We start from the raw sequence: 25,549 nt of genomic DNA, 5'->3' as shown, positions 1-25,549 counted from the left end.
CCTGGTCCACGACGCCCACGCCGCCTCCCCCACCACCGCCTTCGCCCTCTCCCGCCTCGCCGACCCGGACACCCTGCACCACACCCCGATCGGCGTGTTCCGCTCGGTCGAACGGCCCGTCTACGACGAGCAGATGAGCGAACAGCTGGACACCGCGATCGAGCAGAAGGGCAAGGGCGACCTGGCCGCGCTGCTCGCGGGCGGCGACACCTGGACGGTCGTCGGCTGACACCAGCTCCACCGCTCCACCGCTCCACCGCTCCACCGCTCCACGAGGCCCGGGACGACCGTTCCCGGGCCTCGTCGCATGTCCGCGCAGGAAGACCACAGGGAGCTACTTTCATTTAGTTAGCGCTAGCCGTATGGTTAGTGACATCCCCCCTGCAAGGAGTGTCAGAGACCATGAGCATCGTCGTCACCGGAGCCACCGGACACCTCGGCCGGCACGTCGTGGAGCAGTTGCTGGAGAAGGTCCCGGCGGAGCGGATCACCGCCGTCGTACGCGACGAGGAGAAGGCCGCGGACTTCGCGGCCCGCGGCGTGCGGCTGGCCGTCGCCGACTACAACGCACCCGAGACCTTCGAGGGCCTGTTCGCCGCGGGCGACAAGGTTCTGCTGATCTCGGGCAACGAGTTCGACAACGACCGGGTCCGGCAGCACACCGTGGTGATCGAGGCGGCGAAGGCGGCGGGCGTGGCGCTGCTCGCGTACACCAGCGCCCCGGGCACCCTGAAGGCCGCGCTGGCGGACGACCACCGGGCCACCGAGCAGGTACTGCGCGCCGCCGGCCTGCCGTACACGCTGCTGCGCAACGGCTGGTACCACGAGAACTACACCGAGCGGCTCGCCCCGGTACTGGAGCACGGCGCGGTCGTGGCGGCGGCCGGGGAGGGCCGGGTCTCCTCGGCCGCCCGCGCCGACTACGCGGCCGCCGCGGTCGCGGTGCTGACCGGCGAGGGCCACGAGAACCGGACGTACGAGCTGGGCGGCGACGAGGCGTGGAGCTTCGCCGAGTACGCGGCCGAGCTGAGCCGGGGCACCGGCAGGGAGATCGTCTACAACGCGGTCACCGTCGAGACGATGCGAGGCATCCTCACCGGCGCCGGTCTGCCGGAGCCGCTGGCCGACGTCTTCGCCGGTGTGGACGCCTCGATCGCGCGGGGCGAGCTGGTGGTGGACTCCGGCGACCTCTCCCGGCTGATCGGCCGCCCGACGACCCCGTTGGCAGCGGCCGTCGAGGCCGCGCTCAAGGCCTGACGCCCGGACCGCACCCGGCCCACCACCCCCGCCTGTCATGACCGTATGGCGATACGGACATGACAGGCGGGGGTGCTCGGCGTTACCTTCGTCCCGCGCGCGCGTCGGCGCATGAGGAGCAAGGGAGGGCCCGTGCCCGGGACGTCCAAGGGTGAACACCGCATAGGTCTGCTGAACGGTTTCGCCGCCTACGGCATGTGGGGCCTCGTCCCCCTGTTCTGGCCGCTGATGAAGCCCGCGGGGGCGATGGAGATCCTGGCCCATCGCATGGTGTGGTCGCTGATCTTCGTCGCCGCGGCCCTGTTGTTCGTACGGCGCTGGGCCTGGGCCGGGGAACTCCTGCGCCAGCCGCGCCGGCTGGCGCTGGTCGTGGTCGCCGCCGCGGTGATCACCATCAACTGGGGCGTGTACATCTGGGCCGTGAACGCCGGTCATGTGGTCGAGGCGTCGCTCGGGTACTTCATCAACCCGCTGGTGACCATCGCCATGGGCGTGCTGCTCCTGAAGGAGCGGCTTCGGCCCGTGCAGTGGGCGGCGGTGGCGACCGGCTTCGCCGCGGTCGTCGTCCTGACGATCGGCTACGGCCGCCCGCCGTGGATCTCGCTCTGCCTGGCCTTCAGCTTCGCCACCTACGGGCTGGTGAAGAAGAAGGTCGCGCTCGGCGGTGTCGAGTCACTGGCCGCCGAGACCGCGATCCAGTTCCTGCCCGCGCTCGGCTATCTGCTCTGGCTCGGCGCGCACGGCGGCTCCAGCTTCACGACCGAGGGCGCGGGCCACGCCGCGCTGCTCGCCTCCACCGGCCTCGTCACGGCACTCCCGCTGGTCTGCTTCGGCGCGGCGGCGATCCGCGTCCCGCTGTCCACGCTGGGTCTGCTGCAGTACCTGGCCCCCCTCTTCCAGTTCGTGCTGGGCATCCTCTACTTCCACGAGGCCATGCCCCCCGAGCGCTGGGCCGGCTTCGCCCTGGTCTGGGTCGCCCTGCTGCTGCTCACGGCCAACGCCCTGCACTCGGCGCGCCGGTCGAAGAAGGCCGTGGACGCCTTGGAGGCGAGGGTCTCGGGGGCCCGGATCGGCGCACCCCGGACGGAGACTCCGGGCGAGACCCCGGTCGACGCGTGATCGTTTACGCCTGATCGTTTCCCCAGGTCCACGGAGCGGCTACGCCGCTCCGTGCTCACCCGCCCGGGATGCCTGGGACGCCCGGTCGGTGAGGCGGAGCATGCGGGCGCGGGCGGACTCCAGGGGGCGGGGGTCGTCGGCGGCGGGACCCGGCTCGGCGGCGAGGTCGGACCAGAGGTCTATCAGGTCGCGGCCCAGCCGCAGGCCCTCCTCCGGGTCGCGCACGGCACGCCAGGCGGTCGACGCGCTCTGCACGTTGCCGTAGGCCGCGTCGGCGTCCCGCGCGGTGCGGCGCAGACGGGCGAGGTCGAGGGAGAGCCGGCAGGCGCGGACCGGCTCGCCGGCCAGGTAGGCGATGTAGGCGGCCAGTTCACGCAGGTGCAGCACCTCGGCGTGGCCGGCGCCGAGGACGGCGGACGCCTCGCCGACCGTCCGCTCCACGAGTTTTGCCGCGTCCTCGATCCGGCCCGCCCGCACGGCCTCGTTGATCCGGGTCATCGGCTCGGTGAGCAGCTCGGCCCCCTCCACGGTCTCGGTCACCGGTCCGTCCCCGAGCACCTCCTCGGCCACGGCGTCGAAGCCCCGGGGCGGAGTGGGGGTGGCGGTCGTCGCGGGCGCCGGTTCGGTGGGCCAGGCGATGGCCGCGGGGGCCTTCGGGGCCGGGGCGGGCGCGGCGGTGAGCGGTTGGGGAGCGTCCACGACGGGGGCGGGTACGCCGAGCACCGCCGCGGGGACACCCGCTGCCGCCGCGGGGGCGTCCTCGACCGCGGCGGGAACATCCTCGACCGTGGCGGGTACGCGCGGAGCGGAGACCTCCGCCACGGGCGCGGGCCCGGCCGCCCCGGACCCCGCCCTCTCCATGACCGGTGCCGGGCCGAACACGCCCCTCGGCGCGTGGAGGAACTCCGGCGCCTCCGGCGCGGCCACGCGTACCGCCTTGCCCGTCACCCGGCTGGAGCCGTCCGCCGAGACCTCCAGGGGGACGACGCAGCCGGCGCGGTCGTCCTGGACGGTGGCCCGTATGGGGGCGCCGAGGCTGATCGCGAGGCGCTGGAGATGGTCGAGGACGGCCTGCTGGATCTCCTCGCCCGGTGCCGCCACGACCGCCACGCCGCCCACGGACGCGCCGCCCGCGCCGTACACCCGCACGGGCACCGCCGCCGGGTGGGCCACGGGCCCCGGCACCCGCTTCTTCTCGAAGCTCAGTCGAGCCATCGGTCCTTCCCTCACTCCCCCGCGCCGCGCACCGACGGTACGCATCCTGCCGACCAGTCTGTCCGCTCCATCCCCGTCTCCGCGTCACCACGGCGTCACAGCCTCGTCCCAACGGCCCCTCGGCGCCGCCGGGAACCGCGACGGCCGCCGCGGATGTGCTGTTCAACGACACCGAGCCAGGGGGGAGACGGCAGATGACCACCGCGGGGGAGACCGCTGCGGCCGTCCGTGCCGGCGCGTTGACGGCCGTCGCCGCGGTCACCGCCGCGCTGGAGCGGATCGAGCGCGTCGACCCGGTGCTGTGCGCCTTCACGGAGGTGTGGGAGGAGGACGCGCTGCGGGCCGCACGGGCGGTGGACCGGCGGATCGAGCAGGGGGAGCGGCTGCCGCTCGCCGGGGTGCCGATCGGCGTGAAGGGGCGGCACGGACGGCGTGCGGCGGGGCCGCTGATCGCCGCCGGGGCCGTCCCGGTGGGGGCCACCTCCGTACCCGGGCAGGGAACTCCCTGGCAGACATGGGGGCTCGGGCGGCATGGCCGTACGGTCAACCCCTGGCGGTACGACCGCACGCCCGGCGGTTCCTCGGCGGGGTCCGCCGCGGCCGTGGCCGCCGGACTCGTGCCGCTGGCGACCGGCACCGACGGGGCGGGGTCGGTGCGGATCCCGGCGGCGTGGTGCGGAGTGATCGGGCTGAAGACGACCAACGGCCGGTTCCCGTCCGCGGACCGCACGGGGCTCGCGGCGGCCGGTGTGCTGACGCGGTGCGTCGCGGACGCGGAGGCGTACTGGGGCGCGATGACCGGGTGGCCCGGGGGGCGCAATACCGCCACCCCGCCCACTGCCCTCTGGTCGCCCGACCTCGGCTTCGCCGGCCCCGACCCCGAGCCCGTCGCGCTCGCCCACGCCGCAGCCCTCCGGCTCGCCGACGCGGGAGCCGTACGACTCCTGCCATCCGGGCCGCCCCTGCGCCTCGAAGACCCGGCCCCCGCCTGGCTCGCCCTGCGCGGCGGCGAGGGCGGCGACCCGCGTACGGCCGACCGCGTCCGCGCCGTCAACGGCCGCCGCCTCGCCGCCCTCTTCCGCCGCGCCGATCTGCTCCTGACCCCCACCACCCCCTGCCCCGCGCACGGCCACGACGGTCCCGGAGACCGCTACTCCACCGCGCTCACCTGGGCGTTCAACCTCAGCGGGCACCCGGCGCTCAGTCTCCCGGCGGGACTGGGCCGCGACGGCTGCCCGCTCGGGCTCCAGCTCGTGGCGGCGCCCGGACGGGAGGAACTGCTGCTGGCGGTGGCCGGTTCGGCTACGCGGTGATGTCCTTCGTGGTGAACCGCGCCCAGGCCGCCGAGCCGAACACCCCCGCGTACAGGGCCTGGAGGCCGAGGTCGCGGGTGAGGTCGTGCCAGTAGACGGGGTCGCGCATCAGGTCGGCGAAGGACATCCAGTAGTGGGAGAAGAGGTACGGCCGCACGGCGTCCAACTGCGGGAACTGGTCGAGGATCTGCGCGGTGACGACCAGTCCGACCGTGGTCGCCATCGCCGCGATGCCGCTGTCGGTGAGGGTGGAGACGAAGAGGCCGAGGGACGCCACGCCGAGCAGGGACGCGGCCACCACCAGGGCGATCAGCAGGGCCCGCAGGAGGCCGTCGGCGAAGCTGATACCGGTGCCCGAGATCGTCATCAGGTCGCCGAGCGGGAAGAGCAGCGCGCCGGTCAGCAGCGCGGAGGCGGCGACGACCAGGGTGGACAGGAGGCAGAACACGGCCACCGTCGCGTACTTGACGAGCAGGAGGCGGGTACGGCCTGCCGGGGCCACCAGCAGGTAGCGCAGGGTGCCCGCGCCCGCCTCGCCCGCGAGCGCGTCGCCCGCGACGACGCCGACCGCCATCGGCAGGAAGAAGGGGAGGGTCGCGGCCAGCGCCGTGAACACCAGGAAGAGGCCGTTGCCGGTGACCTCGCCGAGGAAGGCCGGGCCGGCCCCGCCGCCGGAGGAACCGCCGCGCCGCGTCTGGATCTTCACCGCGACCCCGACCAGCACCGGCACCGCCGCCAGCACCCCGAGCAGCACGAGGGTCCGCCGGCGGCGGAGCGTCGTGAGCAGTTCGCTGCGCAGGAGGCCCAGGGTCCACAGGGGCCGATGCACGGCGGCCGCGTCCCCCGCGTCAGCCCGCGACATCGGAACCCTCTCCCGTCAGCGCCATGAAGGCGTCCTCCAGGGACGCCCGTCGGAGGGTGAAGCCGCGTACCCGGACGCCCGCCGCGACCAGGGCCGCGTTCACCTCGGCGAGGTCCTTGGCGGGCGGCTCGCCGGTGACCTGTCCGCCGTCGGTGGTGACGTCCGCGACGCCCTGTTCCTTCAGGACCCGGGCCGCGTCCGCCGGGTCCGGGGTGCTCACCACCAGGCGGTCGCGTGCCCCGGCCGCGAGTTCGGTCATCGCGCCCTGGGCGAGGAGCCGGCCGCGGGCCATCACGGCGGCGTGGGTGCACACCTGCTCGATCTCGTCGAGGAGGTGGGAGGAGAGGAAGACGGTCGTGCCGTCGGCGGCCAGTTCCCGGATCAGGGTGCGGATCTCGCGCATGCCCTGCGGGTCGAGGCCGTTGGTCGGCTCGTCCAGGACCAGCAGCCGGCGCGGCCGCAGCAGCGCGGCGGCCAGGCCCAGGCGCTGCTTCATGCCGAGCGAGTACGCCCTGGCCCGCTTGTCCGCGGCGGCCGCGAGGCCCACCCGGTCGAGGGCGCCGGCGACCCGGGCGCGCCGGGTGCGCGGGTCGGCGGTCGGGTCGGCGGCGTCGTAGCGCAGCAGGTTGTCGCGGCCGCAGAGGTGGCCGTACAGGGCGGGGCCCTCGATGAGCGCGCCGACCTGCGGCAGGACCGTGCGGGCGGCCCGCGGCATGGGCCGTCCCAGCACGCGGGCCGTGCCGGAGGTCGGCTCGATCAGGCCCATCAGCATGCGGATGGTGGTGGTCTTGCCCGAGCCGTTCGGGCCGAGGAAGCCGAAGACGCTGCCCGCCGGGACGGTCAGGTCGAGACCGTCCACGGCGAGCTGTCCGCCGCGGTAGCGCTTGGTGAGGCCGCACGTGGCGATCACGTCGTCCGCCGCCCCGGGCCGGACCGCGTCCATCGGCTCCCCCCTCGACCCGGTACGGCTTACTTGGCCGCGTTCGCCGCCTTCAGCAGCGCGTCCTTGGTGACCGCGCCGACGTACACCTTGCCGTCGTCGGTGATCAGGGCGTTGACCAGGCGGGTGGAGAAGACGGTGCCCTTGCCGAACTTGCCGGAGACCGAGTCGCCCAGCGAGCCGAGGAAGCCGCCGACGTCGCCGCCCTTGGCGCCGGTGGGCAGGCCACCCTTGGCGCCGGTGTCGAAGGTGGCGATGGAGGTCCAGCCCTTGCCGAGGACGGTGCCGCCGGAGAGGCCCTTGGTCCCTTCGAGACCCTTGGCGCCCTCCATGCCCTCCATGCCCTTGCCGAAGCCGGGCTTCTCCGCGGCCTTGCCCTGCGCGTCCTTCTGCTCGGTGACCTTCGCGCCCTTCGGCGGCGTGAAGTCGAACGTCGAGGCGGCGGGCCGGGCGAAGGAGACCTGGGTGAAGCCCGCGTCGACCACGGCGGCGCCGCCGCTCTTCGGGGTCAGCGTGAACTTCAGCGGCAGGCCGGTCCTCGCGTCCACGGCGATGTTGATCGCGCCGACCGTGGTGCCGGACTGCCGGGGCTTGATCTGGAGCTTGTAGGCGTCGCGCCCGGCGACCTGGGCGGTGCCGTCGACGGTCACCGACGTGGTGTCGTCCACCGCCTTCAGCGCCTGGTCGGCGAAGTCCTTGGGGGTGGCCGGGGGCTCGGCCCGCCGCTCCTTGCCGACGGGCGCGGTGCCGTGGGAGACCTGGTTGCTCTTGCTGTCGTAGCCCCAGACGTCCTTGCCGTCGTGGATGACGCTGTACTCGGCACCCTGCTCCAGGAGCGACAGCTTCTGCCGGTCCGGGCCGTCGGCCGCGACGCGCAGGGTGTGGGTGCCGGAGACCAGTTCGGTGAGCCGGGACCGCGGGTCGGCGGCGGAGCCGGAGCCCTGGGTCATGCCGGAGGCGATGCCGCTCTCCAGGCCGCCGAGGTCGGGCAGGCCGAGGTCGGTGCTGATCTTCACCGTGCCGGACAGCTGCTGCACGTCCGACTTCGCGATCTTGTCGATGAGCTGCTGCGCGGTGATCTTCGGCAGGTCGGGGTCGCCGGAGTCGGCGAGCGCCGGGACCAGCCCGATGGTGGCCGCGGCCACGCCCACCACCGCGACCGGGACGGCGTATCGTGCGGCCCTGCGCCGGCCCGAGCGCGCCTGCTCGTCCCGCGCGGCGCCCACTGCGTCGTCGGATTCGTACGGTGCCATGTGTGCCTTACCTCCGTCGTCGGCGGCGGCTGCCCTCACGCTGGTCCACCCGAGCCGCCATTCTCACCCGAATCGGTGAGGAGTGGTGATGTCCGTGGTGTCCATACGACCAAATCCGCGGTGAGGAATCGTCAGACCACGGAGCCAACTCGGCGTACGACTGCGGTATGACACGCAAGGGGCACCCCTAGGGGCTCGAACGCGTCCCTACGGGCAGCATGAGGCAGGCGGTCGGGTACGGCCACCCGGCGGACGCCGAACGGGTCGGCCACCCGGCGGGCGGAACCGGCCGGTTCACCCGGCCCGGTGCACCACCGCGTCGCACAGCTCCCTCAGCGCCACCTTGGCGTCGCACTCCCGCAGCGGCGCGAGCGCGGCGCGCGCCTCCTCGGCGTAGCGCACGGTGTCCCGGCGGGCCTGTTCCAGGGCCGGGTGGGCACGCAGCGCGGCCAGGGCCTCGGCGTGCCGGGCGTCGTCGCTGAGGTCGGAGTCCAGCAGCTCGCACAGGGCGATGTCCTCGGGCAGGCCGAGCCGGGCGGCCCGTTCGCGGAGCCGCAGGACGGGGAGGGTCGGGATGCCCTCGCGCAGGTCGGTGCCGGGGGTCTTGCCGGACTCGTGGGAGTCGGAGGCGATGTCCAGGACGTCGTCGGCGAGCTGGAAGGCCACGCCGAGCCGCTCGCCGTACTGGGTGAGCACGTCCACGACCGTCTCGTCGGCGCCGGACATCATCGCGCCGAACCGGCAGGACACCGCGACCAGCGAGCCCGTCTTGCCGCCGAGCACGTCGAGGTAGTGCTCGACCGGGTCGCGGCCGTCCGAGGGGCCCGCGGTCTCCAGGATCTGGCCGGTGACCAGCCGTTCGAACGCGAGGGCCTGGACGCGCACCGCCTCGGGGCCGAGGTCCGCGAGGATCTGGGAGGCACGGGCGAAGAGGAAGTCGCCGGTGAGGACCGCGACGGAGTTGCCCCAGCGGGTGTTGGCGCTGTCCACGCCCCGGCGCACGGCGGCCTCGTCCATGACGTCGTCGTGGTAGAGCGTGGCGAGGTGGGTCAGCTCCACGACCACGGCCGACGGCACCACACCGGGCGCGTAGGGGTCGCCGAACTGCGCCGCGAGCATCACGAGCAGCGGCCGGAACCGCTTCCCGCCGGCCCGCACGAGGTGCTGGGCGGCGCCCGTGATGAACGGGACCTCGCTCTTGGTGGCCTCTAGCAGGCCTTCCTCGACAGCCGCCAATCCGGCCTGGACATCGGCTTCGAGAGCCTGGTCCCGCACGCTCAGCCCGAACGGCCCGACGACGGTCACGAGGGGTCTCCTGTCTGCTGGTGTCTGCTGGCGGTTACGCGGTTTGTCGATAGGTCGCTGCCCTCACTCAAGTCAGCGTATCCGGTCCGGTTTCGATCACCGATAGCGCCCACCCGTCCAGCCCGGGAGGTATCGGATCACGACCGGCATGCCTTCGAGCAGATGATGAGAACGGACATTTATCGACTTAATAGGAAATCGGTAACTTCATCGTGACCCAGGGGCGGGCAGAGTGCCGACTCCACTCCACCGAGGGATGAATCCCCCATGCCCGATTTAGCATACTTTGCTATTTCGTGAATTGGGTCACTCGGGCACCTTCCCGCCGGCGAGCCGCCGACACCCCCCTCCCGCCTTGTCGCGCAAGCGAGTTGAGTATTGGCAGTCGCAAAGGATCAAGTACCCCATAGGCTGATGATCAAGGTCAAATGCCGCGTTGCGTGAATCCGGTACTTGTTCCCCGGATGTGCTCTCGCATACGTTCCCGACCCATCAGGCGGACGCCTAATCCTGCCGCCGCCTGACCACCCATCGACGAACTCATTCGTACGGCAGGAGCGGGGGACCCAGGTAAGTCGCCGGACCGGACGACCCACGGGGCGCAGCGCGTGACACAGCGCGCCGCACCGCGTGTTTCGCACCGGGACGGCTTGGGGTACAGCCACGCCTCCCACGGGGCGCGACCGGGCACCTCCCCGCCCGAACCCGACAGCTCACCTCGCAGGCGTAGGAGAGGAACGCCCCCATGTCTGCTGCCGTCCAGCCGCGCCGCGCCCGTGCCAACCGCCTCGTCCGTCTGATCGCCGCCGCCGGCACCGGCGCCGCGGTGCTCGCCATGCCGCTCGTGGGCGCCGCCGGCGCGTCCGCCGCCACCGGCACCACCCCGGCCGCGACCACCCTCGCCGGGTACCCGAACAACCTCGACGGCTGGATCCGCGAGTCCCTCGCGATCATGGCCCAGAAGGGCATCCCGGGCTCCTACAACGGCATCCACCGCAACATCATCCGCGAGTCCTCGGGCAACCCGAACGCCATCAACCTGTGGGACTCCAACGCGGCCAAGGGCATACCGTCCAAGGGTCTGCTCCAGGTGATCGACCCGACCTTCAACGCGTACCACGTGGCCGGAACCTCGTTCAACATCTACGACCCGGTCGCCAACATCACCGCCGCCTGCAACTACGCCGCCCACCGCTACGGCTCGATCGACAACGTCCACGGCGCGTACTGATCGGCACCCGGCTCCGGCAGCCGGTGGCACCACCGCTGTTCCCGGTCACCCGGCCGGGAACAGCCTTTCGAGGACGACGGCGATGCCGTCGTCCTCGTTCGACGTCGTGACCTCGTCGGCGACCGCCTTCAGCTCGGGGTGGGCGTTCGCCATCGCGATCCCGTGCGCCGCCCAGCGGAACATCGGGATGTCGTTGGGCATGTCGCCGAAGGCGAGGGCCCGTTCCGCGGGGACCCCGAGCCGCTCGGCGGCCAGCGCGAGGCCGGTCGCCTTGGTCACCCCGCACGGCTGGAGCTCCACGGTGCCGGGTCCGGACATGGTGACCGTGGCCAGCGAGCCCACCACCGAGCGGGCCACCGCGGCCAACTCGTCGTCGGTGAGGACGGCGTGGCGCAGCAGCACCTTGCTGATCGGCGCCTGCCACAGGTCGTCGCGCCGGGCGACCCGGACCGCGGGCAGGGTCGGATGGGGCATCCGGTAGCCGGGCTCGATCAGGGTGAGCCCGTCGGTGCCGTCCTGGTCGGCGGCCGCGAACACCTGGCCCACCTCGGCCTCGATCTTGCCGAGCGCGGTCTCGGCCAGCTCCCGGTCCAGTCGGACCGACCACAGCAGACGGTCGGCGCCGGCGTCGTAGACCTGCGCGCCCTGCCCGCACACCGCGAGCCCGGTACTGCCGAGGGCGGCCAGCAGGGGGCGCACTCTGGGGGCCGGGCGGCCGGTGACGACCAGGTGCCGGGCCCCGGCCCGCGCCGCCCGCGCGAGCGCGGTCAGCGAGCGCTCGGAGACGGTGTCGTCGCCGCGCAGCAGCGTCCCGTCCAGGTCGGTGGCGATCAGGGCGTACGCGGGGGAGGGTGCCATGATCAGAGAATACGGACCCGGACCCTCCACCGACTCCCTTGCCGTTCCCGGTACTTGCGCGTCGACCGCCGCCAAGTGCGCTCCGGGGCGCCCCCGGTGGCAGGGGTGACCGCGCGGCGCGGCCCGCGGCCGGCGGTCTCAGCAGTTCGCGCTGTAGCGGACGCAACCGGGTGGCGGGGTGTGACGCTGGTCCCACTCCTGCTGCGCGGCCATCAGCGACACGCCTGCCAGGAGGGCCACCAGCAGGTGCCCGACCACCGTCCAGCGGGCGCGGAAGACCGCCGCGAGCACCGCCAGGACGAGTACCGCGATCAGCAGCGTCCGCAGGCGCCCGACATGCGCGAGGGCGGCCGCGTCGATCTGCGCCCGATCGCCCTGCGCCGCCCAGACGTCCAGGCCGTACCCGTATATCCAGTCCAGCACGAGCCACGCGGTCTCCGCCAGGAACAGCGGGATCGCGAGGGCGAGGTCCAGTCCCGGGCGGGTACGGCTCGACCAGGGGCGCCGGCGCTCCGGGCCCCGAAGGGTGTCGGTCATGGACGCAGCGTGCCGCGGGCCTGCGACGCCGCGCATGAGTACCCCTACTCAGCTCAGCTCAGCTCCGGTCCGGTCCGGTCCGGTGGCGGGGCCGGGGCGGTGCGGCGGGCGCGGGGCGACGCCGCGGGTGACCCCCGTGTTGTTCCACCCCCGTGCCGTCTCGCCGCTGTGTCGTCCCGTCGCGGCGCCATCGCCGTCCCGGCCGTCCGCCGGTGGCCGGCCGAGGGTCCCGGGTGCTCGCGCTCAGCCGTGCGCCGCCGCCAGATGCCCCGCCAGCCGCGGGGACGCGAAGTCCGTGCCGCACACGAAGCGCATCACCGGGCCGTACGAGGACGCGGCCGGCAGGCCGGTGAAGTAGAGGCCGGGCACCGAGGAGACATAGCCGGCGCCGAGCTTCGGGGCGCCCCGGCTCACCGCGAGGCGGGTGCGCAGCCCGGGGCCGAGGAAGTCCATCGCGGCGACGTCCACCCGGTACCCGGTCGCGGCGATGACATGGTCCGCGGTGAGGCGCTCGGTGCGGCCGCCGTGGGTGCGCACGGTCAGCACCGGCCCGCCGTCCTCCGCCTCCGCGCCCAGTACCCGCTCGACCTCCGTCACCTGTACGGCGCCCTCGAAGCGTTCCCGCAGCCACCAGGCACCGAGCGGGCCGAGCACCCGCCGGACCAGGAAGTGCCGGGTGGCCTCGGGCAGGAAGCGGTAGGGGTGCGGGCAGTGGCTGAACGCCCACAGCGACCAGGCCCGCCCGAACGGCGACTCGGGCCGCAGCCGCGGCTGCTCCCAGGGCGGTGCCCCGAACGCGACCCGCCCCCGCCCGCGCGCCACCACCCGCACCCGCGCCCCCGCCTCCGCCGCGAGCGCCGCCGTCTCCAGCGCGGACTGCCCGGCGCCGACGACGATCAGCTCCTTGCCCGCGAAGCGCGTGAGGTCGTGGTGCTGGGAGCTGTGCGAGACGGGGCCGCCCGGCGCGGGCCCACCGGCCGCCGCCCGCCCCAGCTCCGCCGGGAGACGGGCGAGACCGGACAGCCCGGTCGCCACGACGACCGCGCGGGCGGTGCACGACTCCCCCGAGTCCAGCGAGAGTTCGAACCCCCCGCCGGCCTCGCGCGCCGGCTCGACCGAGTCCACCCGCACCCGCTCCAGATCCGGCACGAGCCGCCGCTGGAACCACTCGCCGTACCCGATGAAGGTCTCCACCGGGATGATGTCCTCGTCACTGACCAGGCGTCGGATCCCGGCCTCGGCGCAGTAGTCGGCGAGGGTGTGGCCGGGCCTCGGGCAGTGGAGGCTGGAGGCGGCGGGCGTCGACTTCAGGAGCATGCCCTCGGGCATATGGGCACGCCAGCTGACCATGGGGTCGCCGAAGACCCGCACGGGCAGGCCGCGCGCCCGCAGATGGGCGGCGGCCGACAGGCCGAACGGCCCGGCCCCGATGACTGCAACCGGTCGGATCACGGAGTCCCTCCCCAGGACGCGTTGCTTCGTGGCCTACTCGTACGGATGGCGTGGCCCGCTCCGTGGCGGTGCCGTGGCCCGCTCCGTGGCGGTGCCGTGGCCCGCTCCGTGGTGGTGCCGTGGGCTACCTCGCGCCGGTGCCGCTGCGGTGGGCCCGCCACAGCTGGCGCAGATGCCGCGCGCCCGGCCGCACGAAGCGGGCGAGCATCGTGAGGAACGGCAGCGGGTCGTCCGCCGCGAACCAGGCCAGCTCCGTCCCGCTCGCCCGCGCCGGCGCGTGCGGGGTCGTGCGGCCGCCGCGGCGGTAGGCGATCAGGGCGGGCAGGTCGATGTTCTCCACGACATAGCGGCGGCCGGCCCGCTGCTCCCCCTCGGGCACGGGCCGCCCGGTCAGGTCGAGGTGCAGGGCCCGTACGACGTCCACACCCGCCTCGCTCTCGAACAGCCGGAACTGGGCGCCCATCCGCGGGTTGAAGTCCAGCAGCTTGTACCGCCCGTCGCGCCGGTCGAAGCGCAGGTCCAGGTCGGCGACGCCGCTGAACCCGATCCGCTTGGCGAACCGCGCGGCGAGCCCGGCGAGTTCCGGGTTGTCGACGACGTACGCGTGCGCGGTCATGCCCGCGTGCGGCGGCCAGGAACGCACCTTCACCCCGGTGAACAGCGCGAGCGGGTTCGCGTCCCGGTCGAAGCAGGCGTGCACGATCCAGTCCTCGGCCTCCTCGCGCGGCAGGTACTCCTGGAGGACCACCCCGGGGTCCGCTCCCCAGCCACGGGCAAGCGCGAGCAGCCCCGCGCGGGTCGCGATCCGCGTGGTGCCGCCCACGGCGGGCCGGCTGCGCCGCAGGAACGCCTCCCGGTTCTTGGCCACCACCGGGAAGCTCGCCGTGTCGGCGAAGGCCACGACCTCCTCGTACGACCGCGGGAAGGCCGCCGCCGGGGTCGCGAGCCCGTGCTCCTCGCACAGTTCGTGCAGCCCCTGCTTGCTCGCCACCCGGCGCGGCAGCGCGGGTTCCACGTGCGGGCAGAGGAAGGATCCGGCCAGTTCCTCCCGGTGCTCGGCGATCAGGACGGCCGCCTCCTCGTCCGTCGGGATCAGCACGGCCGGGCGGCCGATCCGGCGGCCGATGCGCAGCAGCCCCTCCACCAGGTGACCCGGGTCCTCGGCCCCGGTCGTCGGCCAGACGAAGGCCCCGCGCAGATAGCGGGAGGCGGCCGCCGGTGTGTACGGGTCCTCGGTGATCGCGTACATGGGCACGCCGAGCCGGCCCAGGCTGCGGATCGCGCCGACCCCGCCGTGGTGCAGCGGATAGGCGCCGAACTTGACGATCAGTCCCGGTACCCCGCGGTCGACCTCCACGGGCACACCGACGGTGTCTTCGGCCACGGGTCCCCCCACGTGTCCCCCCAGGGGAGCGGATCCACCCCGTCCGTCTCCCACCGAAGGACGCTAAGCCGGAACTACCGCCTCCGACAAGGGTCATTCGGACATTGCGAACTCTTGAGGCGCTAGGGGGACAACCCACGAGCCCCTGCCCAAGACCCCTGTCCCGGCCGTAACGTGTGGCCCGAACGCATCGCCATGCATGGCCCGGATGAGAGCGAGGCAGTACCCCATGCCCCCCTTCGACGTCCCCGAGGGCGACCCCTTCGGCCCGCACAACCTTCCCTATGGCGTGTTCTCGCCCTCCGGCAGCCGGGAGCGCAGGGTCGGTGTCCGGCTCGGGGACCAGGTCCTCGACGCGGGCGCCGCGGCCGCGGCCCTCGGCTCGCCGCACCACGCGCTGCTCGCCCGCCCCACGCTCAACCCGCTGCTGGCGGCCGGGCGCGCCACCTGGATCGAGGTGCGCGCCGCGCTCACCGCCTGGATCACCGACCCCTCGTACCGCGAGACGCTGGCACCCCTGTTCCACCCGCTGTCCGAGGTGGACCTGCACCTGCCCTTCGAGGTCGCGGACTACGTCGACTTCTACGCCTCCGAGCACCACGCCCGTAACGTCGGCAAGGTCTTCCGCCCGGACGCCGCCGACTCCCTCACCCCCAATTGGAAGCACCTGCCGATCGGTTACCACGGCCGCTCCGGCACCGTCGTGGTCTCGGGCACGGATGTCGTACGGCCCACCGGGCAGCGCAAGGGTCCAGCCGACCCCGCGCCCGTGTTCGGGCCGTCGGTCCGGCTGGACATCGAGGCCGAGGTCGGCTTCGTGGTGGGCGTGCCGAGCGAGCTGGGCACCCCGGTCGCGCTCGGCGACTTCCGCGAGCACGTCTTCGGGCTGTGCCTGCTCAACGACTGGTCGGCGCGGGACATCCAGGCCTGGGAGTACGTCCCCCTCGGCCCGTTCCTCGGCAAGTCCTTCGCGACCTCCGTCTCGGCGTGGATCACCCCACTCGACGCTCTGGAGCACGCGCGGGTGGCCCCGCCCGAGCGCACCCACCCGCTGCTGCCCTACCTGGACGACGCGGCGCCCGGCATCGAGCCCGGCGGCTACGACCTGCGGATCTCGGTCACCCTCAACGGCCAGGTGGTCTCCGAGCCGCCCTTCTCCGCCATGTACTGGACCGCCGCCCAGCAACTCGCCCACATGACCGTCAACGGCGCCTCCCTGCGCACCGGCGACCTGTACGGCTCCGGCACCGTGAGCGGGCCCGAGGAACGGCAGCGCGGCTCCCTGCTGGAGCTGACCTGGAACGGCCGCGACCCCCTCGAACTCCCCGACGGCAAGCGGGCCTTCCTGGAGGACGGCGACGTGGTGACCCTGACAGCCTGGGCGCCCGGCCCCGACGGGACCCGCGTGGGTCTCGGCGAGGTGACCGGGCGGATCGTGCCCTCGGCCTGATCCGGTGGCGGGCGCCGCGCGGCGGGTCGGCAGCGGACGGTTCGGCCCCGACACCTGACTCGCGGCGCTCCTCTTCGTCATACTGGCGGCAGTACGCACCGCTCCGGCGGTGCGTACTGCCGCCCGTCCTGGCACCACCCCCACCGCCCCCTCTCCGATCAGGAACCGGAGCCCCGGCATGACCGTCTGCCTGCTCCTGCTCACCGTCGTCGCCCTGACGGCGGCCGGGCCGGCACCGCGCGCACTGACCCGGGCCGACTGGCCCGAGCGGGAACCCGTGGTCGCGCTGTGGGTGTGGCAGTGCCTGGTCGCCACCGTCCTGTTGTGCGCTCTGGCCGCGCTGACGCTGGGCACCGCGGCGGTCTTCCACACCGTGCGCGACCATGTGTTCGCCCCCGCGCCGCCCGCGGTCACCGCCGCCTACGACCTCTCGGCCGCACCGGTGTGGGCCGCCGTCCTCACCCTCCTGCTGGCGTTCGGGGCCGCGTGGACCACCGCGATGCTCGGCCGGGAACTGGTCGAGGCCCGCCGCAGCCGCGGCCGGGCACGTGCCCGGCTGCGCGAGCGCGCCCCCGACCTTCCCGCCGGACTACCGGTGGCGCGGGGCCCGATGCTGGTGCTGGAGGACGAGTACCCGGACGCCTGGTGGATGCCGGGGCACCCCCCGCAACTGGTGGTCACCACCGGCGCGCTGCACCGCCTCACCGGCCACCAGCTGGACGCGGTCCTCACCCATGAGCGCGGCCACGCGCGCGCCCACCACGACTGGCTGCTGCACCTGTCCACCGCGCTCGCCACCGGCTTCCCCCGGGTGCCGCTCTTCGCCCACTTCCGCGACCAGACGCACCGCCTGGTGGAACTGGCCGCCGACGACACCGCCTCCCGGCGCTGCGGCCATCTGACCACCGCCCTCGCGCTGATCGAGCTGAACCAGCACCGGGGCGTCCTGTCCTGCGCCTCCAGCCGCCGCCTGCTGGGCGAGCGGGTGGACCGCCTCCTGGAACCGCCCCCGCGGCTGCTGCGCCGCCAGCGCGCCCTGACCACGACGGTCGCGGCGCTGGTGCCGCTCCTCCCCCTGCTGATCACCTTCGCGCCGGGGCTCAAGGCGCTGTCCTGACCCACCGCGACCCGCCGCGCGCCGCTGCCCTGAGACCGGGGCTCGGCGACAGGTGCCGTCCGCCGAGGCCGGGTACGTCCGCCTGCGCCGGGACCGCACTCCCGAGGCCGGTGCCGTCCCCGCCAAGGTCGGCGCCGTCCCCACCGGGGTCGGCGCCACCCTCCCGGGTCGGCCGCGCCCCCGTCGGCTATATCCAGTCGTCCGGCTCGGGCTCGTCCTCCGGGCCCGGCCAGTCGTCGTCCGGTGACTCGCCCGGGGCGGGCGGCTCGGCGGCGGCCGGTCCCGATCCGTCCAGCGAGGCCAGCACGGCCAGCACCTCCTCGCCGTAGGTCGCCAGCTTCTTCTCGCCGACCCCGCTGACCGTGGCCAGGTCCCGGATGGACCCCGGCATGCGGGAGACGATCGCGCGCAGGGTGGCGTCGTTGAAGATGATGTACGGCGGCACGCCCTGCTCCCGGGCCTGCCCGGTGCGCCAGACGCGCAGCGCCTCGAAGGCGGGCTGCAGCTCCTCGGGCAGCTCGGCCACCGCGGCCTTGGCCTTGCCGCCGCCCCGGCCGGAACCGGAGCCCGAACCCGACCGGGAGACGGCCGGTTTCTTCGGCTCCTTGCGCAGCGGCACCTCCCGCTCGCCCCGCAGCACCGAGCCGCTCTGCTCGGTGAGCACCAGCGTGCCGTACTCCCCCTCGACCGCGAGCAGCCCCTGGGCCAGCAGCTGCCGGATGGCACCGCGCCACTCGGCCTCGGCGAGGTCCTGGCCGATGCCGAAGACGGACAGCTGGTCGTGGTCGAACTGGATCACCTTGCCGGTGCGCTTGCCGAGCAGGATGTCCACGATCTGCAGCGCGCCGAACTTCTGCCCGCGCTCCCGCTGCAACCGCACCACCGTGGACAGCACCTTCTGCGCGGCGACGGTGCCGTCCCAGGTCTCCGGCGGGGTCAGGCAGGTGTCGCAGTTGCCGCAGCCCGCCGGGTCGGGCTCCTGCCCGAAGTAGGCGAGCAGCTGGCCGCGCCGGCACCGGGCGGTCTCGCACAGCGCGAGCATCGCGTCCAGGTGGGAGGTGGCCCGGCGGCGGAACGCCTCGTCGCCCTCGCCGGACTGGATCAGCTTGCGCTGCTGCACCACGTCGTTCAGCCCGTAGGCCATCCAGGCCGCGGACGGCAGGCCGTCGCGGCCCGCGCGACCGGTCTCCTGGTAGTAGCCCTCGATGGACTTGGGCAGGTCCAGGTGGGCCACGAAGCGCACATCGGGCTTGTCGATGCCCATGCCGAAGGCGATGGTCGCGACCACGACCAGGCCGTCCTCGCGCAGGAACCGGGACTGGTGCGCCGCGCGCGTGCCCGCGTCCAGGCCCGCGTGGTACGGCACCGCCTCGATGCCGTTGGCGCTGAGGTACTCCGCGGTGCGCTCCACCGAGTTGCGCGAGAGGCAGTACACGATGCCCGCGTCGCCCGGGTGCTCCTCCCGCAGGAAGGCGAGGAGCTGCCCCCGCGGGTCGGCCTTGGGGACGATCCGGTACTGGATGTTGGGCCGGTCGAAGCTGGCGACGAAGTGACGGGCCGCCGGCAGGTTCAGCCGCTGGGTGATCTCCTGGTGGGTGGCCCGGGTCGCGGTGGCCGTCAGGGCGATCCGCGGGACGTCCGGCCAGCGCTCGCCGAGCAGGCTCAGCGAGAGGTAGTCGGGGCGGAAGTCGTGGCCCCACTGGGAGACGCAGTGCGCCTCGTCGATCGCGAAGACGGAGATCTTGCCGCGCGACAGCAGGTCCAGGGTGTTGTCCAGGCGCAGCCGCTCCGGCGCCAGGTACAGCAGGTCCAGCTCGCCCGCGAGGAACTCGGCCTCGACCGTCCGCCGCTCGTCGAAGTCCTGCGTCGAGTTGACGAAGCCGGCGCGCACACCGAGGGCGCGCAGGGCGTCCACCTGGTCCTGCATGAGCGCGATCAGCGGCGAGACGACCACGCCGGTGCCGGGTCTGACCAGGGCCGGGATCTGGTAGCACAGCGACTTGCCGCCGCCGGTGGGCATGAGGACCAGGGCGTCACCGCCCGCCACCACATGCTCGATGATCGCTTCCTGCTCGCCCCGGAAGGCGTCGTACCCGAAGACCCGGTGCAGCGTGGCCAGCGCCTCGCTCGCGTCCGCGCCGAGCCCGTCGGTCACCACTGGCATCTCGCTGATCCCGCCCGTCGCATCCATCGTCCTGTCCCCCGCCGGTCCCCCGTGTGCCGTCGTGCGCCGTCCGCCCACCACTGCCTCAACGATAGGGGTCCGCACCGACAACCCCTGAGTTATCCACAGATGGCGAACCTTTGTGTGAGCGAATCGACCCCAACCACAAAGGATTGCTGTAAGTAATCAGTCCATCACTCGAATGGCCGCCCCCGATGGCCCCCGGCCCCGGCCCCGGCGCATCCTGCTCGGTGCGACCCCGTCTCCTCCCGAAGGAGCCCCGCACCATGCCCGCTCACCTCACCGGCGCCGCCCGCGGCGCCGCCTTCCTCGCCCTCGCCTCCACCGCGGCCCTCGCCCTCGCGACCGCCCCCGCTCGGGCCGACCGGGGCCCGGTCGACGCGTCCGTCTGGAAGCAGCTCGCGCCGACGGTGGCGGCCACCGCGAGGTACAAGGCCGTCCCCCTCGCCGTGGCCGCCGGCTACCGGCCCAACCCCTGCACCATGGACATGAAGGACGGCATGGGCGCCATGGGCTACCACTACATCAACCCGGAACGCTACGGCTCCCTCGACCCGGCCAAGCCCGCCGCCCTGCTCTACGAGGACGACGGCAGGGGCGGGCGCACGCTCACCGGGGTGGAGTGGATCGTGAAGGCCGAGAAGAACACCGCGCGGCCCACGATGTTCGGCCGGAAGTTCGAGGGCCCGGTCACCGCGCACCACGACTCGGCCATCCCGACCCACTACTCGCTGCACGCCTGGCTCTACAAGGAGAACCCGAGCGGCCTGTTCTACGAGTGGAACCCCGCCGTGAAATGCCCCTACCCGGGCGCGCCCGGCTGACCCCACGCGAAGGCCCCCCGCGACGCGAAGGCCCCGGCTCCGAAGACGGAACCGGGGCCTTCGCGGCCGAACGCTCACCGCACGAACACACTCGCCTGAGTCGCCAGGTCCAGGAAGTACTGCGGCGCCACACCCAGCACCAGCGTGACCGCGACGCCGAGCCCGATGGCCAGCATCGTCAGCGGCGACGGCACGGCCACCGTCGGGCCCTGCGGCTTGGGCTCGCTGAAGAACATCAGCACGATCACGCGGATGTAGAAGAACGCCGCGATCGCCGAGGAGATCACACCGATGACGACCAGCGGGGCCGCGCCCCCGGCCGCCGCCGCCTTGAACACCGCGAACTTCCCCGCGAAGCCGGAGGTCAGCGGGATGCCGGCGAAGGCCAGCAGGAACACCGCGAAGACCGCCGCCACCAGCGGGGAACGCCGGCCGAGCCCGGCCCACTTGGACAGGTGCGTCGCCTCGCCGCCCGCGTCCCGCACGAGCGTGACCACCGCGAAGGCGCCGATCGTCACGAACGAGTAGCCGGCCAGGTAGAACAGGACCGACGACACGCCGTTCTTCGAGGTCGCGATGACACCCGCGAGGATGAAGCCGGCGTGCGCGATGGACGAGTAGGCCAGCAGCCGCTTGATGTCGGTCTGTGTGATCGCCACGATGGCACCGCCCAGCATGGTGACGATCGCCACCGCCCACATCACCGGGCGCCAGTCCCAGCGCATCCCCGGCAGCACCACGTACAGCAGCCGCAGCAGCGCGCCGAACGCGGCCACCTTCGTCGCCGCCGCCATGAAGCCGGTCACCGGGGTGGGCGCGCCCTGGTAGACGTCGGGCGTCCACATGTGGAACGGCACCGCGCCCACCTTGAACAGCAGGCCCATCACCAGCAGGGCGCCGCCGAGGAGCAGCAGGGCGTCGTTGCCCATGGTGCCCGCCAGCGCCGGGTTCACATCGGTGACCGAGCCGTCCACGACCTGGGCGATGCGCGCGTACGACACCGAGCCCGCGTAGCCGTACAGCAGCGCGATGCCGAAGAGGGTGAAGGCGGAGGCGAACGCGCCCAGCAGGAAGTACTTGACCGCGGCCTCCTGCGACATCAGCCGCTTGCGGCGGGCCAGCGCGCACAGCAGGTACAGCGGCAGGGAGAAGACCTCCAGGGCGACGAACAGCGTCAGCAGGTCGTTCGCCGAGGTGAAGACCAGCATGCCGGCGACCGCGAAGAGCAGCAGCGGGAACACCTCGGTGGTGGTGAACCCTGCCTTGACCGCGGCCTTCTCGGCGTCGCTGCCGGGCACGGCGGCGGCCTGCGCGGCGAAGGAGTCGACCCGGTTTCCGTGGGCCGCGGGGTCCAGGCGCCGTTCGGCGAAGGTGAACAGGCCCACCAGACCGGCCAGCACGATGGTGCCCTGGAGGAACAGGGAGGGGCCGTCGACCGCGATGGCACCCATGGCGGCGATGTGCGCCTTCGTGGTGCCGTACCCGTCGGCGGCGAGGCCGAGGACCGCGGCGAACGCGGCGCACAGGGCGACGACCGACACGAACACCTGCGCGTAGTAGCGGGACCTGCGCGGGACGAACGCCTCGACCAGCACGCCGACCAGTGCGGCGCCGATGATGATCAGCGTGGGCGACAATTGCCCGTATTCGATCTTCGGCGCACCGATCTGGGGGATGCGGTCGGCCGCGGTTGTCCACAGGCTGTGGACGGCTGGGGTGCTCACTTGGCCGCCTCCACCTCGGGCTTGGGGTCCTTCTTCTGGACGTCGGACATGGTGTGCCGGACCGCCGGATTGACGATGTCCGTCACGGGCTTCGGATAGACGCCCAGGAAGATCAGCAGCGCGATCAGCGGGGCGACGACCAGGAGTTCACGCACCCGCAGATCGGGCATCGCCGACACCTCGGGCCTGACCGGGCCCGTCATGGTGCGCTGGTAGAGCACCAGGGTGTAGAGCGCGGCGAGCACGATGCCGAAGGTGGCGATGATCCCGATCACCGGATGGCGCGTGAACGTGCCCACCAGGACCAGGAACTCGCTCACGAACGGCGCGAGTCCGGGCAGCGACAGAGTGGCGAGGCCGCCGATCAGGAAGGTGCCGGCGAGGACCGGGGCGACCTTCTGCACCCCGCCGTAGTCGGCGATGAGCCGCGAGCCGCGCCGGGAGATCAGGAATCCGGCGACCAGCATCAGCGCGGCCGTGGAGATGCCGTGGTTGACCATGTAGAGCGTGGCCCCGGACTGGCCCTGGCTGGTCATCGCGAAGATGCCCATGATGATGAAGCCGAAGTGGGAGATCGACGCGTACGCCACCAGGCGCTTGATGTCCCGCTGGCCGACCGCGAGCAGCGCGCCGTAGACGATGCTGATCAGCGCGAGGACCAGGATCACGGGCGTCGCCCACTTGCTGGCCTCCGGGAACAGCCCGAGGCAGAAGCGGAGCATCGCGAAGGTGCCCACCTTGTCGACCACCGCCGTGATGAGGACGGCGACCGGGGCGGTGGACTCCTGCATGGCGTTGGGCAGCCAGGTGTGCAGCGGCCACAGCGGCGCCTTCACCGCGAAGGCGAAGAAGAAGCCGAGGAACAGCCAGCGTCCGGTGCTCGTCGCCATGTGCAGCGAACCGGCCGCGCGCGCCTCGGCGATCTGCTGGAGGGAGAAGTTCCCGGCGACCACATAGAGGCCGATCACCGCGGCCAGCATGATCAGACCGCCGACCAGGTTGTAGAGGAGGAACTTCACCGCCGCGTACGAACGCTGGGTGGCGGCCGCCTGCTCGCCCTGGGCGTGGGCGCGGTCCCCGAAGCCGCCGATGAGGAAGTACATCGGGATCAGCATGGCTTCGAAGAAGATGTAGAAAAGGAAGACGTCGGTGGCCTCGAAGGAGATGAGGACCATCGCCTCGACCGCCAGGATCAGCGCGAAGAAGCCCTGGGTGGGGCGCCAGCGGCGGCTGCCGGTCTCCAGCGGGTCGGCGTCGTGCCAGCCCGCCAGGACGATGAAGGGGATCAGCACGGCGGTCAGCGCGATCAGCGCCACGCCGATGCCGTCCACCCCCAGTTCGTAACGCACCCCGAAGTCGCGGATCCAGGAGTGGGATTCGGTGAGCTGGTAACGGGCGCCACCGGGGTCGAAGCGGACCAGGACGGTGATCGCCAGTGCGAGCGTGCCGAGCGAGACGAGCAGGGCGAGCCACTTGGCGGCGGTACGCCTCGCGGCCGGTACGGCGGCCGTGGCGACGGCTCCCACGGCGGGGAGCGCCGCCGTCGCTGTCAGCAGGGGAAAGGACATCGGTATCAGACCGCCCTCATCAGCAGGGTCGCGGCGACCAGGAGTGCCGCACCGCCGAACATCGAGACCGCGTAGGAGCGGGCGAAGCCGTTCTGGAGCCGGCGCAGCCGCCCGGACAGACCGCCGAAGCCGGCCGCCGTGCCGTTGACGACGCCGTCGACCAGGGTGTGGTCGAGGTAGACCAGGGAGCGCGTCAGGTGCTCGCCGCCGCGCACCAGGACCACGTGGTTGAAGTCGTCCTGGAGCAGGTCGCGGCGGGCCGCCCGGGTGAGCAGGGAGCCGCGCGGGGCGACGGCCGGGACCGGTTTGCGGCCGTACTGCGCCCAGGCGACGGCCACGCCGATCACCAGGCAGACCATCGTGGCCGCGGTGACCTCGCCGGCGCTGACCGGGGAGTGGCCCTCGCTGTGCCCGGTGACCGGCTCCAGCCAGTACAGGAAGCGGTCGCCGATGCTGAAGAAGCCACCGCCGAAGACCGAGCCGACGGCCAGCACGATCATCGGGATCGTCATGACCTTCGGGGACTCGTGCGGATGCGGCTCGGCGGTCTCGCCGCGGTGCTCGGCGGCGGGCTCGGCGCTCGGAGCCTCGGGCGAACGCGTCGCCTGGTTCTTCCAGCGCTCCTCGCCGAAGAACGTCATCAGCATCACCCGCGTCATGTAGAACGCGGTGATGGCCGCGCCCACCAGGGCCGCGCCGCCGAGGATCCAGCCCTCGGTGCCGCCCTTGGCGAAGGCCGCCTCGATGATCTTGTCCTTGGAGAAGAAGCCGGACAGGCCCGGGAAGCCGATGATGGCGAGGTAGCCGAGGCCGAAGGTGACGAAGGTGACCGGCATGTACTTCCTGAGGCCGCCGTACCTGCGCATGTCGACCTCGTCGTTCATGCCGTGCATCACGGAGCCCGCGCCGAGGAACAGCCCGGCCTTGAAGAAGCCGTGGGTCACCAGGTGCATGATCGCGAAGACGTAGCCGATGGGACCGAGGCCCGCGGCGAGCACCATGTAGCCGATCTGCGACATGGTCGAGCCGGCCAGCGCCTTCTTGATGTCGTCCTTGGCGCAACCGACGATCGCACCGAAGAGCAGCGTGACCGCGCCCACCACGGTGACGGCCAGCTGCGCGTCCGGCGCCGCGTCGAAGACGGCCGCCGAGCGGACGATCAGGTAGACGCCCGCGGTCACCATGGTCGCCGCGTGGATCAGGGCCGAGACCGGGGTCGGGCCCTCCATGGCGTCCCCGAGCCAGGACTGGAGCGGCACCTGGGCGGACTTGCCGCACGCGGCGAGCAGCAGCATCAGGCCGATCGCGGTGAGCTTGCCCTGGGAGGCGCCGTCGACGTGCCCGAACACCGGGCCGAAGGCGAAGCTGCCGAAGGTGGTGAACATCAGCATGATCGCGATCGAGAGGCCCATGTCGCCGACGCGGTTGACCAGGAACGCCTTCTTGGCGGCCGTGGCGGCGCTGGGCTTGTGCTGCCAGAAGCCGATCAGCAGGTACGAGGCGAGGCCGACGCCCTCCCAGCCGACGTACAGCAGGAGGTAGTTGTCGGCGAGGACGAGCAGCAGCATCGCCGCGAGGAACAGGTTCAGATAGCCGAAGAAGCGGCGGCGGCGCTCGTCGTGCTCCATGTACCCGACCGAGTACAGGTGGATCAGCGAGCCGACGCCGGTGATCAGCAGGACGAAGGTCATCGACAGCTGGTCGAGGCGGAAGGTGACGTCCGCCTGGAAGCCCTCGACCGGGATCCAGGTCCACAGGTGCTGGATCAGGGTGCGGTGTTCGGCGTTCCTGCCGAGCAGGTCGGTGAACAGGACCAGGCCGAACACGAAGGACGCGGTCGACAGCAGGGTGCCGATCCAGTGGCCGACGCGGTCCAGACGCCGGCCACCGAGCAGGAGGACGGCCGCTCCGAGCAGGGGCGCCGCGATGAGCAGCGCGATCAGTTTCTCCACGAT

At 72.8% G+C, this 25,549-nt stretch carries 20 protein-coding genes and 1 pseudogene; 8 read left to right on the top strand and 13 right to left on the bottom strand.

Annotation, left to right across the window (positions count from 1 at the left end; genetic code table 11):
* The 3 genes and pseudogenes from QSK45_RS31320 to rarD all read left to right on the top strand — a co-directional run.
* Positions 1 to 229 (top strand): annotated as a pseudogene (locus QSK45_RS31320) (2-oxoacid:ferredoxin oxidoreductase subunit beta); the annotation flags it as partial.
* Positions 230 to 402: 173 nt separating this feature from the next.
* Positions 403 to 1,257 (top strand): SDR family oxidoreductase, encoded by an 855-nt coding sequence (locus tag QSK45_RS31315; protein WP_285562260.1) that lies wholly within the window; start codon positions 403 to 405, stop codon positions 1,255 to 1,257.
* A gap of 132 nt (positions 1,258 to 1,389) precedes the next feature.
* Positions 1,390 to 2,376 carry an EamA family transporter RarD gene (rarD, locus tag QSK45_RS31310; RefSeq protein ID WP_285562259.1) on the top strand — a complete coding sequence of 329 codons (987 nt, stop codon included), beginning with the start codon at positions 1,390 to 1,392 and terminating at the stop codon, positions 2,374 to 2,376.
* Between the two features lie 39 nt (positions 2,377 to 2,415).
* Here the strand turns inward: rarD and QSK45_RS31305 are convergent, their stop codons facing one another.
* Positions 2,416 to 3,591, bottom strand: a complete 1,176-nt coding sequence (locus QSK45_RS31305; RefSeq protein ID WP_285562258.1) for a hypothetical protein — start codon at positions 3,589 to 3,591, stop codon at positions 2,416 to 2,418.
* A 194-nt stretch (positions 3,592 to 3,785) separates the two neighbouring features.
* Here QSK45_RS31305 and QSK45_RS31300 point away from each other — a divergent pair, with 194 nt between their 5' ends.
* Positions 3,786 to 4,904 carry an amidase family protein gene (locus tag QSK45_RS31300; RefSeq protein WP_285562257.1) on the top strand — a complete coding sequence of 373 codons (1,119 nt, stop codon included), beginning with the start codon at positions 3,786 to 3,788 and terminating at the stop codon, positions 4,902 to 4,904.
* Here QSK45_RS31300 and QSK45_RS31295 read toward each other — a convergent pair.
* The 4 genes from QSK45_RS31295 to QSK45_RS31280 form a co-directional block, all read right to left on the bottom strand.
* On the bottom strand, positions 4,894 to 5,766 hold the full coding sequence (locus QSK45_RS31295; RefSeq protein WP_285562256.1) for an ABC transporter permease: 873 nt from the start codon (positions 5,764 to 5,766) through the stop codon (positions 4,894 to 4,896). The genes QSK45_RS31300 and QSK45_RS31295 overlap by 11 nt on opposite strands.
* Entirely contained in the window at positions 5,753 to 6,709 is a 957-nt protein-coding gene (locus QSK45_RS31290) for an ABC transporter ATP-binding protein (protein WP_285562255.1), read from the bottom strand. The genes QSK45_RS31295 and QSK45_RS31290 overlap by 14 nt, the downstream gene beginning before the upstream one ends.
* Positions 6,710 to 6,735: 26 nt before the next feature.
* The gene (locus QSK45_RS31285) at positions 6,736 to 7,959 is read right to left on the bottom strand and encodes a LolA family protein (protein WP_285562254.1); all 1,224 of its coding nucleotides are present in this window, start codon (positions 7,957 to 7,959) and stop codon (positions 6,736 to 6,738) included.
* A 294-nt stretch (positions 7,960 to 8,253) separates the two neighbouring features.
* Positions 8,254 to 9,264 carry a polyprenyl synthetase family protein gene (locus QSK45_RS31280; RefSeq protein ID WP_285562253.1) on the bottom strand — a complete coding sequence of 337 codons (1,011 nt, stop codon included), beginning with the start codon at positions 9,262 to 9,264 and terminating at the stop codon, positions 8,254 to 8,256.
* 745 nt (positions 9,265 to 10,009) lie between these two features.
* On the opposite strand from QSK45_RS31280, the gene QSK45_RS31275 reads away from it, so the two are divergent.
* The gene (locus QSK45_RS31275) at positions 10,010 to 10,495 is read left to right on the top strand and encodes a transglycosylase SLT domain-containing protein (protein ID WP_285562252.1); all 486 of its coding nucleotides are present in this window, start codon (positions 10,010 to 10,012) and stop codon (positions 10,493 to 10,495) included.
* Between the two features lie 45 nt (positions 10,496 to 10,540).
* Here QSK45_RS31275 and QSK45_RS31270 read toward each other — a convergent pair whose 3' ends face one another.
* From QSK45_RS31270 to QSK45_RS31255, 4 genes are all read right to left on the bottom strand, one after another.
* Positions 10,541 to 11,353, bottom strand: coding sequence for an HAD family hydrolase (locus tag QSK45_RS31270; protein ID WP_285562251.1), 813 nt, complete (start codon positions 11,351 to 11,353; stop codon positions 10,541 to 10,543).
* A gap of 138 nt (positions 11,354 to 11,491) precedes the next feature.
* Positions 11,492 to 11,890: a DUF6234 family protein gene (locus tag QSK45_RS31265; RefSeq protein WP_285562250.1), complete on the bottom strand. Its 399-nt coding sequence runs from the start codon at positions 11,888 to 11,890 to the stop codon at positions 11,492 to 11,494.
* A gap of 243 nt (positions 11,891 to 12,133) precedes the next feature.
* Positions 12,134 to 13,342, bottom strand: coding sequence for an FAD-dependent oxidoreductase (locus QSK45_RS31260; RefSeq protein ID WP_285562249.1), 1,209 nt, complete (start codon positions 13,340 to 13,342; stop codon positions 12,134 to 12,136).
* Positions 13,343 to 13,466: 124 nt separating this feature from the next.
* Positions 13,467 to 14,705, bottom strand: a complete 1,239-nt coding sequence (locus QSK45_RS31255) for a carboxylate--amine ligase (RefSeq protein ID WP_490993643.1) — start codon at positions 14,703 to 14,705, stop codon at positions 13,467 to 13,469.
* A gap of 250 nt (positions 14,706 to 14,955) precedes the next feature.
* Here QSK45_RS31255 and fahA point away from each other — a divergent pair, with 250 nt between their 5' ends.
* Together fahA and QSK45_RS31245 are read left to right on the top strand one after the other, a co-directional pair.
* Complete coding sequence (gene fahA, locus QSK45_RS31250) at positions 14,956 to 16,176, top strand: fumarylacetoacetase (RefSeq protein WP_285562247.1); 1,221 nt, start codon at positions 14,956 to 14,958, stop codon at positions 16,174 to 16,176.
* A 178-nt stretch (positions 16,177 to 16,354) separates the two neighbouring features.
* Positions 16,355 to 17,293 carry a M56 family metallopeptidase gene (locus QSK45_RS31245; protein ID WP_285562246.1) on the top strand — a complete coding sequence of 313 codons (939 nt, stop codon included), beginning with the start codon at positions 16,355 to 16,357 and terminating at the stop codon, positions 17,291 to 17,293.
* 187 nt (positions 17,294 to 17,480) lie between these two features.
* Here the strand turns inward: QSK45_RS31245 and recQ are convergent, their stop codons facing one another.
* Positions 17,481 to 19,484, bottom strand: a complete 2,004-nt coding sequence (gene recQ / locus QSK45_RS31240) for a DNA helicase RecQ (RefSeq protein WP_490993642.1) — start codon at positions 19,482 to 19,484, stop codon at positions 17,481 to 17,483.
* A 260-nt stretch (positions 19,485 to 19,744) separates the two neighbouring features.
* Here recQ and QSK45_RS31235 point away from each other — a divergent pair, with 260 nt between their 5' ends.
* Entirely contained in the window at positions 19,745 to 20,302 is a 558-nt protein-coding gene (locus QSK45_RS31235; protein ID WP_285562245.1) for a hypothetical protein, read from the top strand.
* Between the two features lie 74 nt (positions 20,303 to 20,376).
* Here the strand turns inward: QSK45_RS31235 and nuoN are convergent, their stop codons facing one another.
* The 3 genes from nuoN to nuoL are packed head-to-tail and all read right to left on the bottom strand — an operon-like array spanning position 20,377 to position 25,546.
* The gene (gene nuoN / locus QSK45_RS31230; RefSeq protein ID WP_285562244.1) at positions 20,377 to 22,026 is read right to left on the bottom strand and encodes an NADH-quinone oxidoreductase subunit NuoN; all 1,650 of its coding nucleotides are present in this window, start codon (positions 22,024 to 22,026) and stop codon (positions 20,377 to 20,379) included.
* A complete protein-coding gene (locus QSK45_RS31225; protein WP_285562243.1) occupies positions 22,023 to 23,594 on the bottom strand; it encodes an NADH-quinone oxidoreductase subunit M in 1,572 nt (523 codons plus the stop codon). Before QSK45_RS31225 ends, nuoN begins: the two co-directional genes overlap by 4 nt.
* 5 nt (positions 23,595 to 23,599) lie before the next feature.
* A complete protein-coding gene (gene nuoL, locus QSK45_RS31220) occupies positions 23,600 to 25,546 on the bottom strand; it encodes an NADH-quinone oxidoreductase subunit L (protein ID WP_285562242.1) in 1,947 nt (648 codons plus the stop codon).
* Positions 25,547 to 25,549 lie beyond the last annotated feature (3 nt).

Source organism: Streptomyces hygroscopicus subsp. hygroscopicus (assembly GCF_030269125.1).
Taxonomy (GTDB): domain Bacteria; phylum Actinomycetota; class Actinomycetes; order Streptomycetales; family Streptomycetaceae; genus Streptomyces; species Streptomyces hygroscopicus_C.
Note: the sequence above shows the minus strand (reverse complement) of the source record. Positions and strands in the feature narration are given on the sequence as shown.

Bases quoted from the DNA above. Each gene is read 5' to 3' on its own strand.
- QSK45_RS31265 (WP_285562250.1), bottom strand. From the start codon at position 11,890: ATGACCGACACCCTTCGGGGCCCGGAGCGCCGGCGCCCCTGGTCGAGC.
- QSK45_RS31305 (WP_285562258.1), bottom strand. From the start codon at position 3,591: ATGGCTCGACTGAGCTTCGAGAAGAAGCGGGTGCCGGGGCCCGTGGCC.
- fahA (WP_285562247.1), top strand. From the start codon at position 14,956: ATGCCCCCCTTCGACGTCCCCGAGGGCGACCCCTTCGGCCCGCACAAC.
- QSK45_RS31295 (WP_285562256.1), bottom strand. From the start codon at position 5,766: ATGTCGCGGGCTGACGCGGGGGACGCGGCCGCCGTGCATCGGCCCCTG.
- QSK45_RS31300 (WP_285562257.1), top strand. From the start codon at position 3,786: ATGACCACCGCGGGGGAGACCGCTGCGGCCGTCCGTGCCGGCGCGTTG.
- QSK45_RS31225 (WP_285562243.1), bottom strand. From the start codon at position 23,594: ATGTCCTTTCCCCTGCTGACAGCGACGGCGGCGCTCCCCGCCGTGGGA.
- QSK45_RS31275 (WP_285562252.1), top strand. From the start codon at position 10,010: ATGTCTGCTGCCGTCCAGCCGCGCCGCGCCCGTGCCAACCGCCTCGTC.
- recQ (WP_490993642.1), bottom strand. From the start codon at position 19,484: ATGGATGCGACGGGCGGGATCAGCGAGATGCCAGTGGTGACCGACGGG.
- QSK45_RS31290 (WP_285562255.1), bottom strand. From the start codon at position 6,709: ATGGACGCGGTCCGGCCCGGGGCGGCGGACGACGTGATCGCCACGTGC.
- QSK45_RS31285 (WP_285562254.1), bottom strand. From the start codon at position 7,959: ATGGCACCGTACGAATCCGACGACGCAGTGGGCGCCGCGCGGGACGAG.
- QSK45_RS31315 (WP_285562260.1), top strand. From the start codon at position 403: ATGAGCATCGTCGTCACCGGAGCCACCGGACACCTCGGCCGGCACGTC.
- QSK45_RS31245 (WP_285562246.1), top strand. From the start codon at position 16,355: ATGACCGTCTGCCTGCTCCTGCTCACCGTCGTCGCCCTGACGGCGGCC.
- QSK45_RS31235 (WP_285562245.1), top strand. From the start codon at position 19,745: ATGCCCGCTCACCTCACCGGCGCCGCCCGCGGCGCCGCCTTCCTCGCC.
- QSK45_RS31270 (WP_285562251.1), bottom strand. From the start codon at position 11,353: ATGGCACCCTCCCCCGCGTACGCCCTGATCGCCACCGACCTGGACGGG.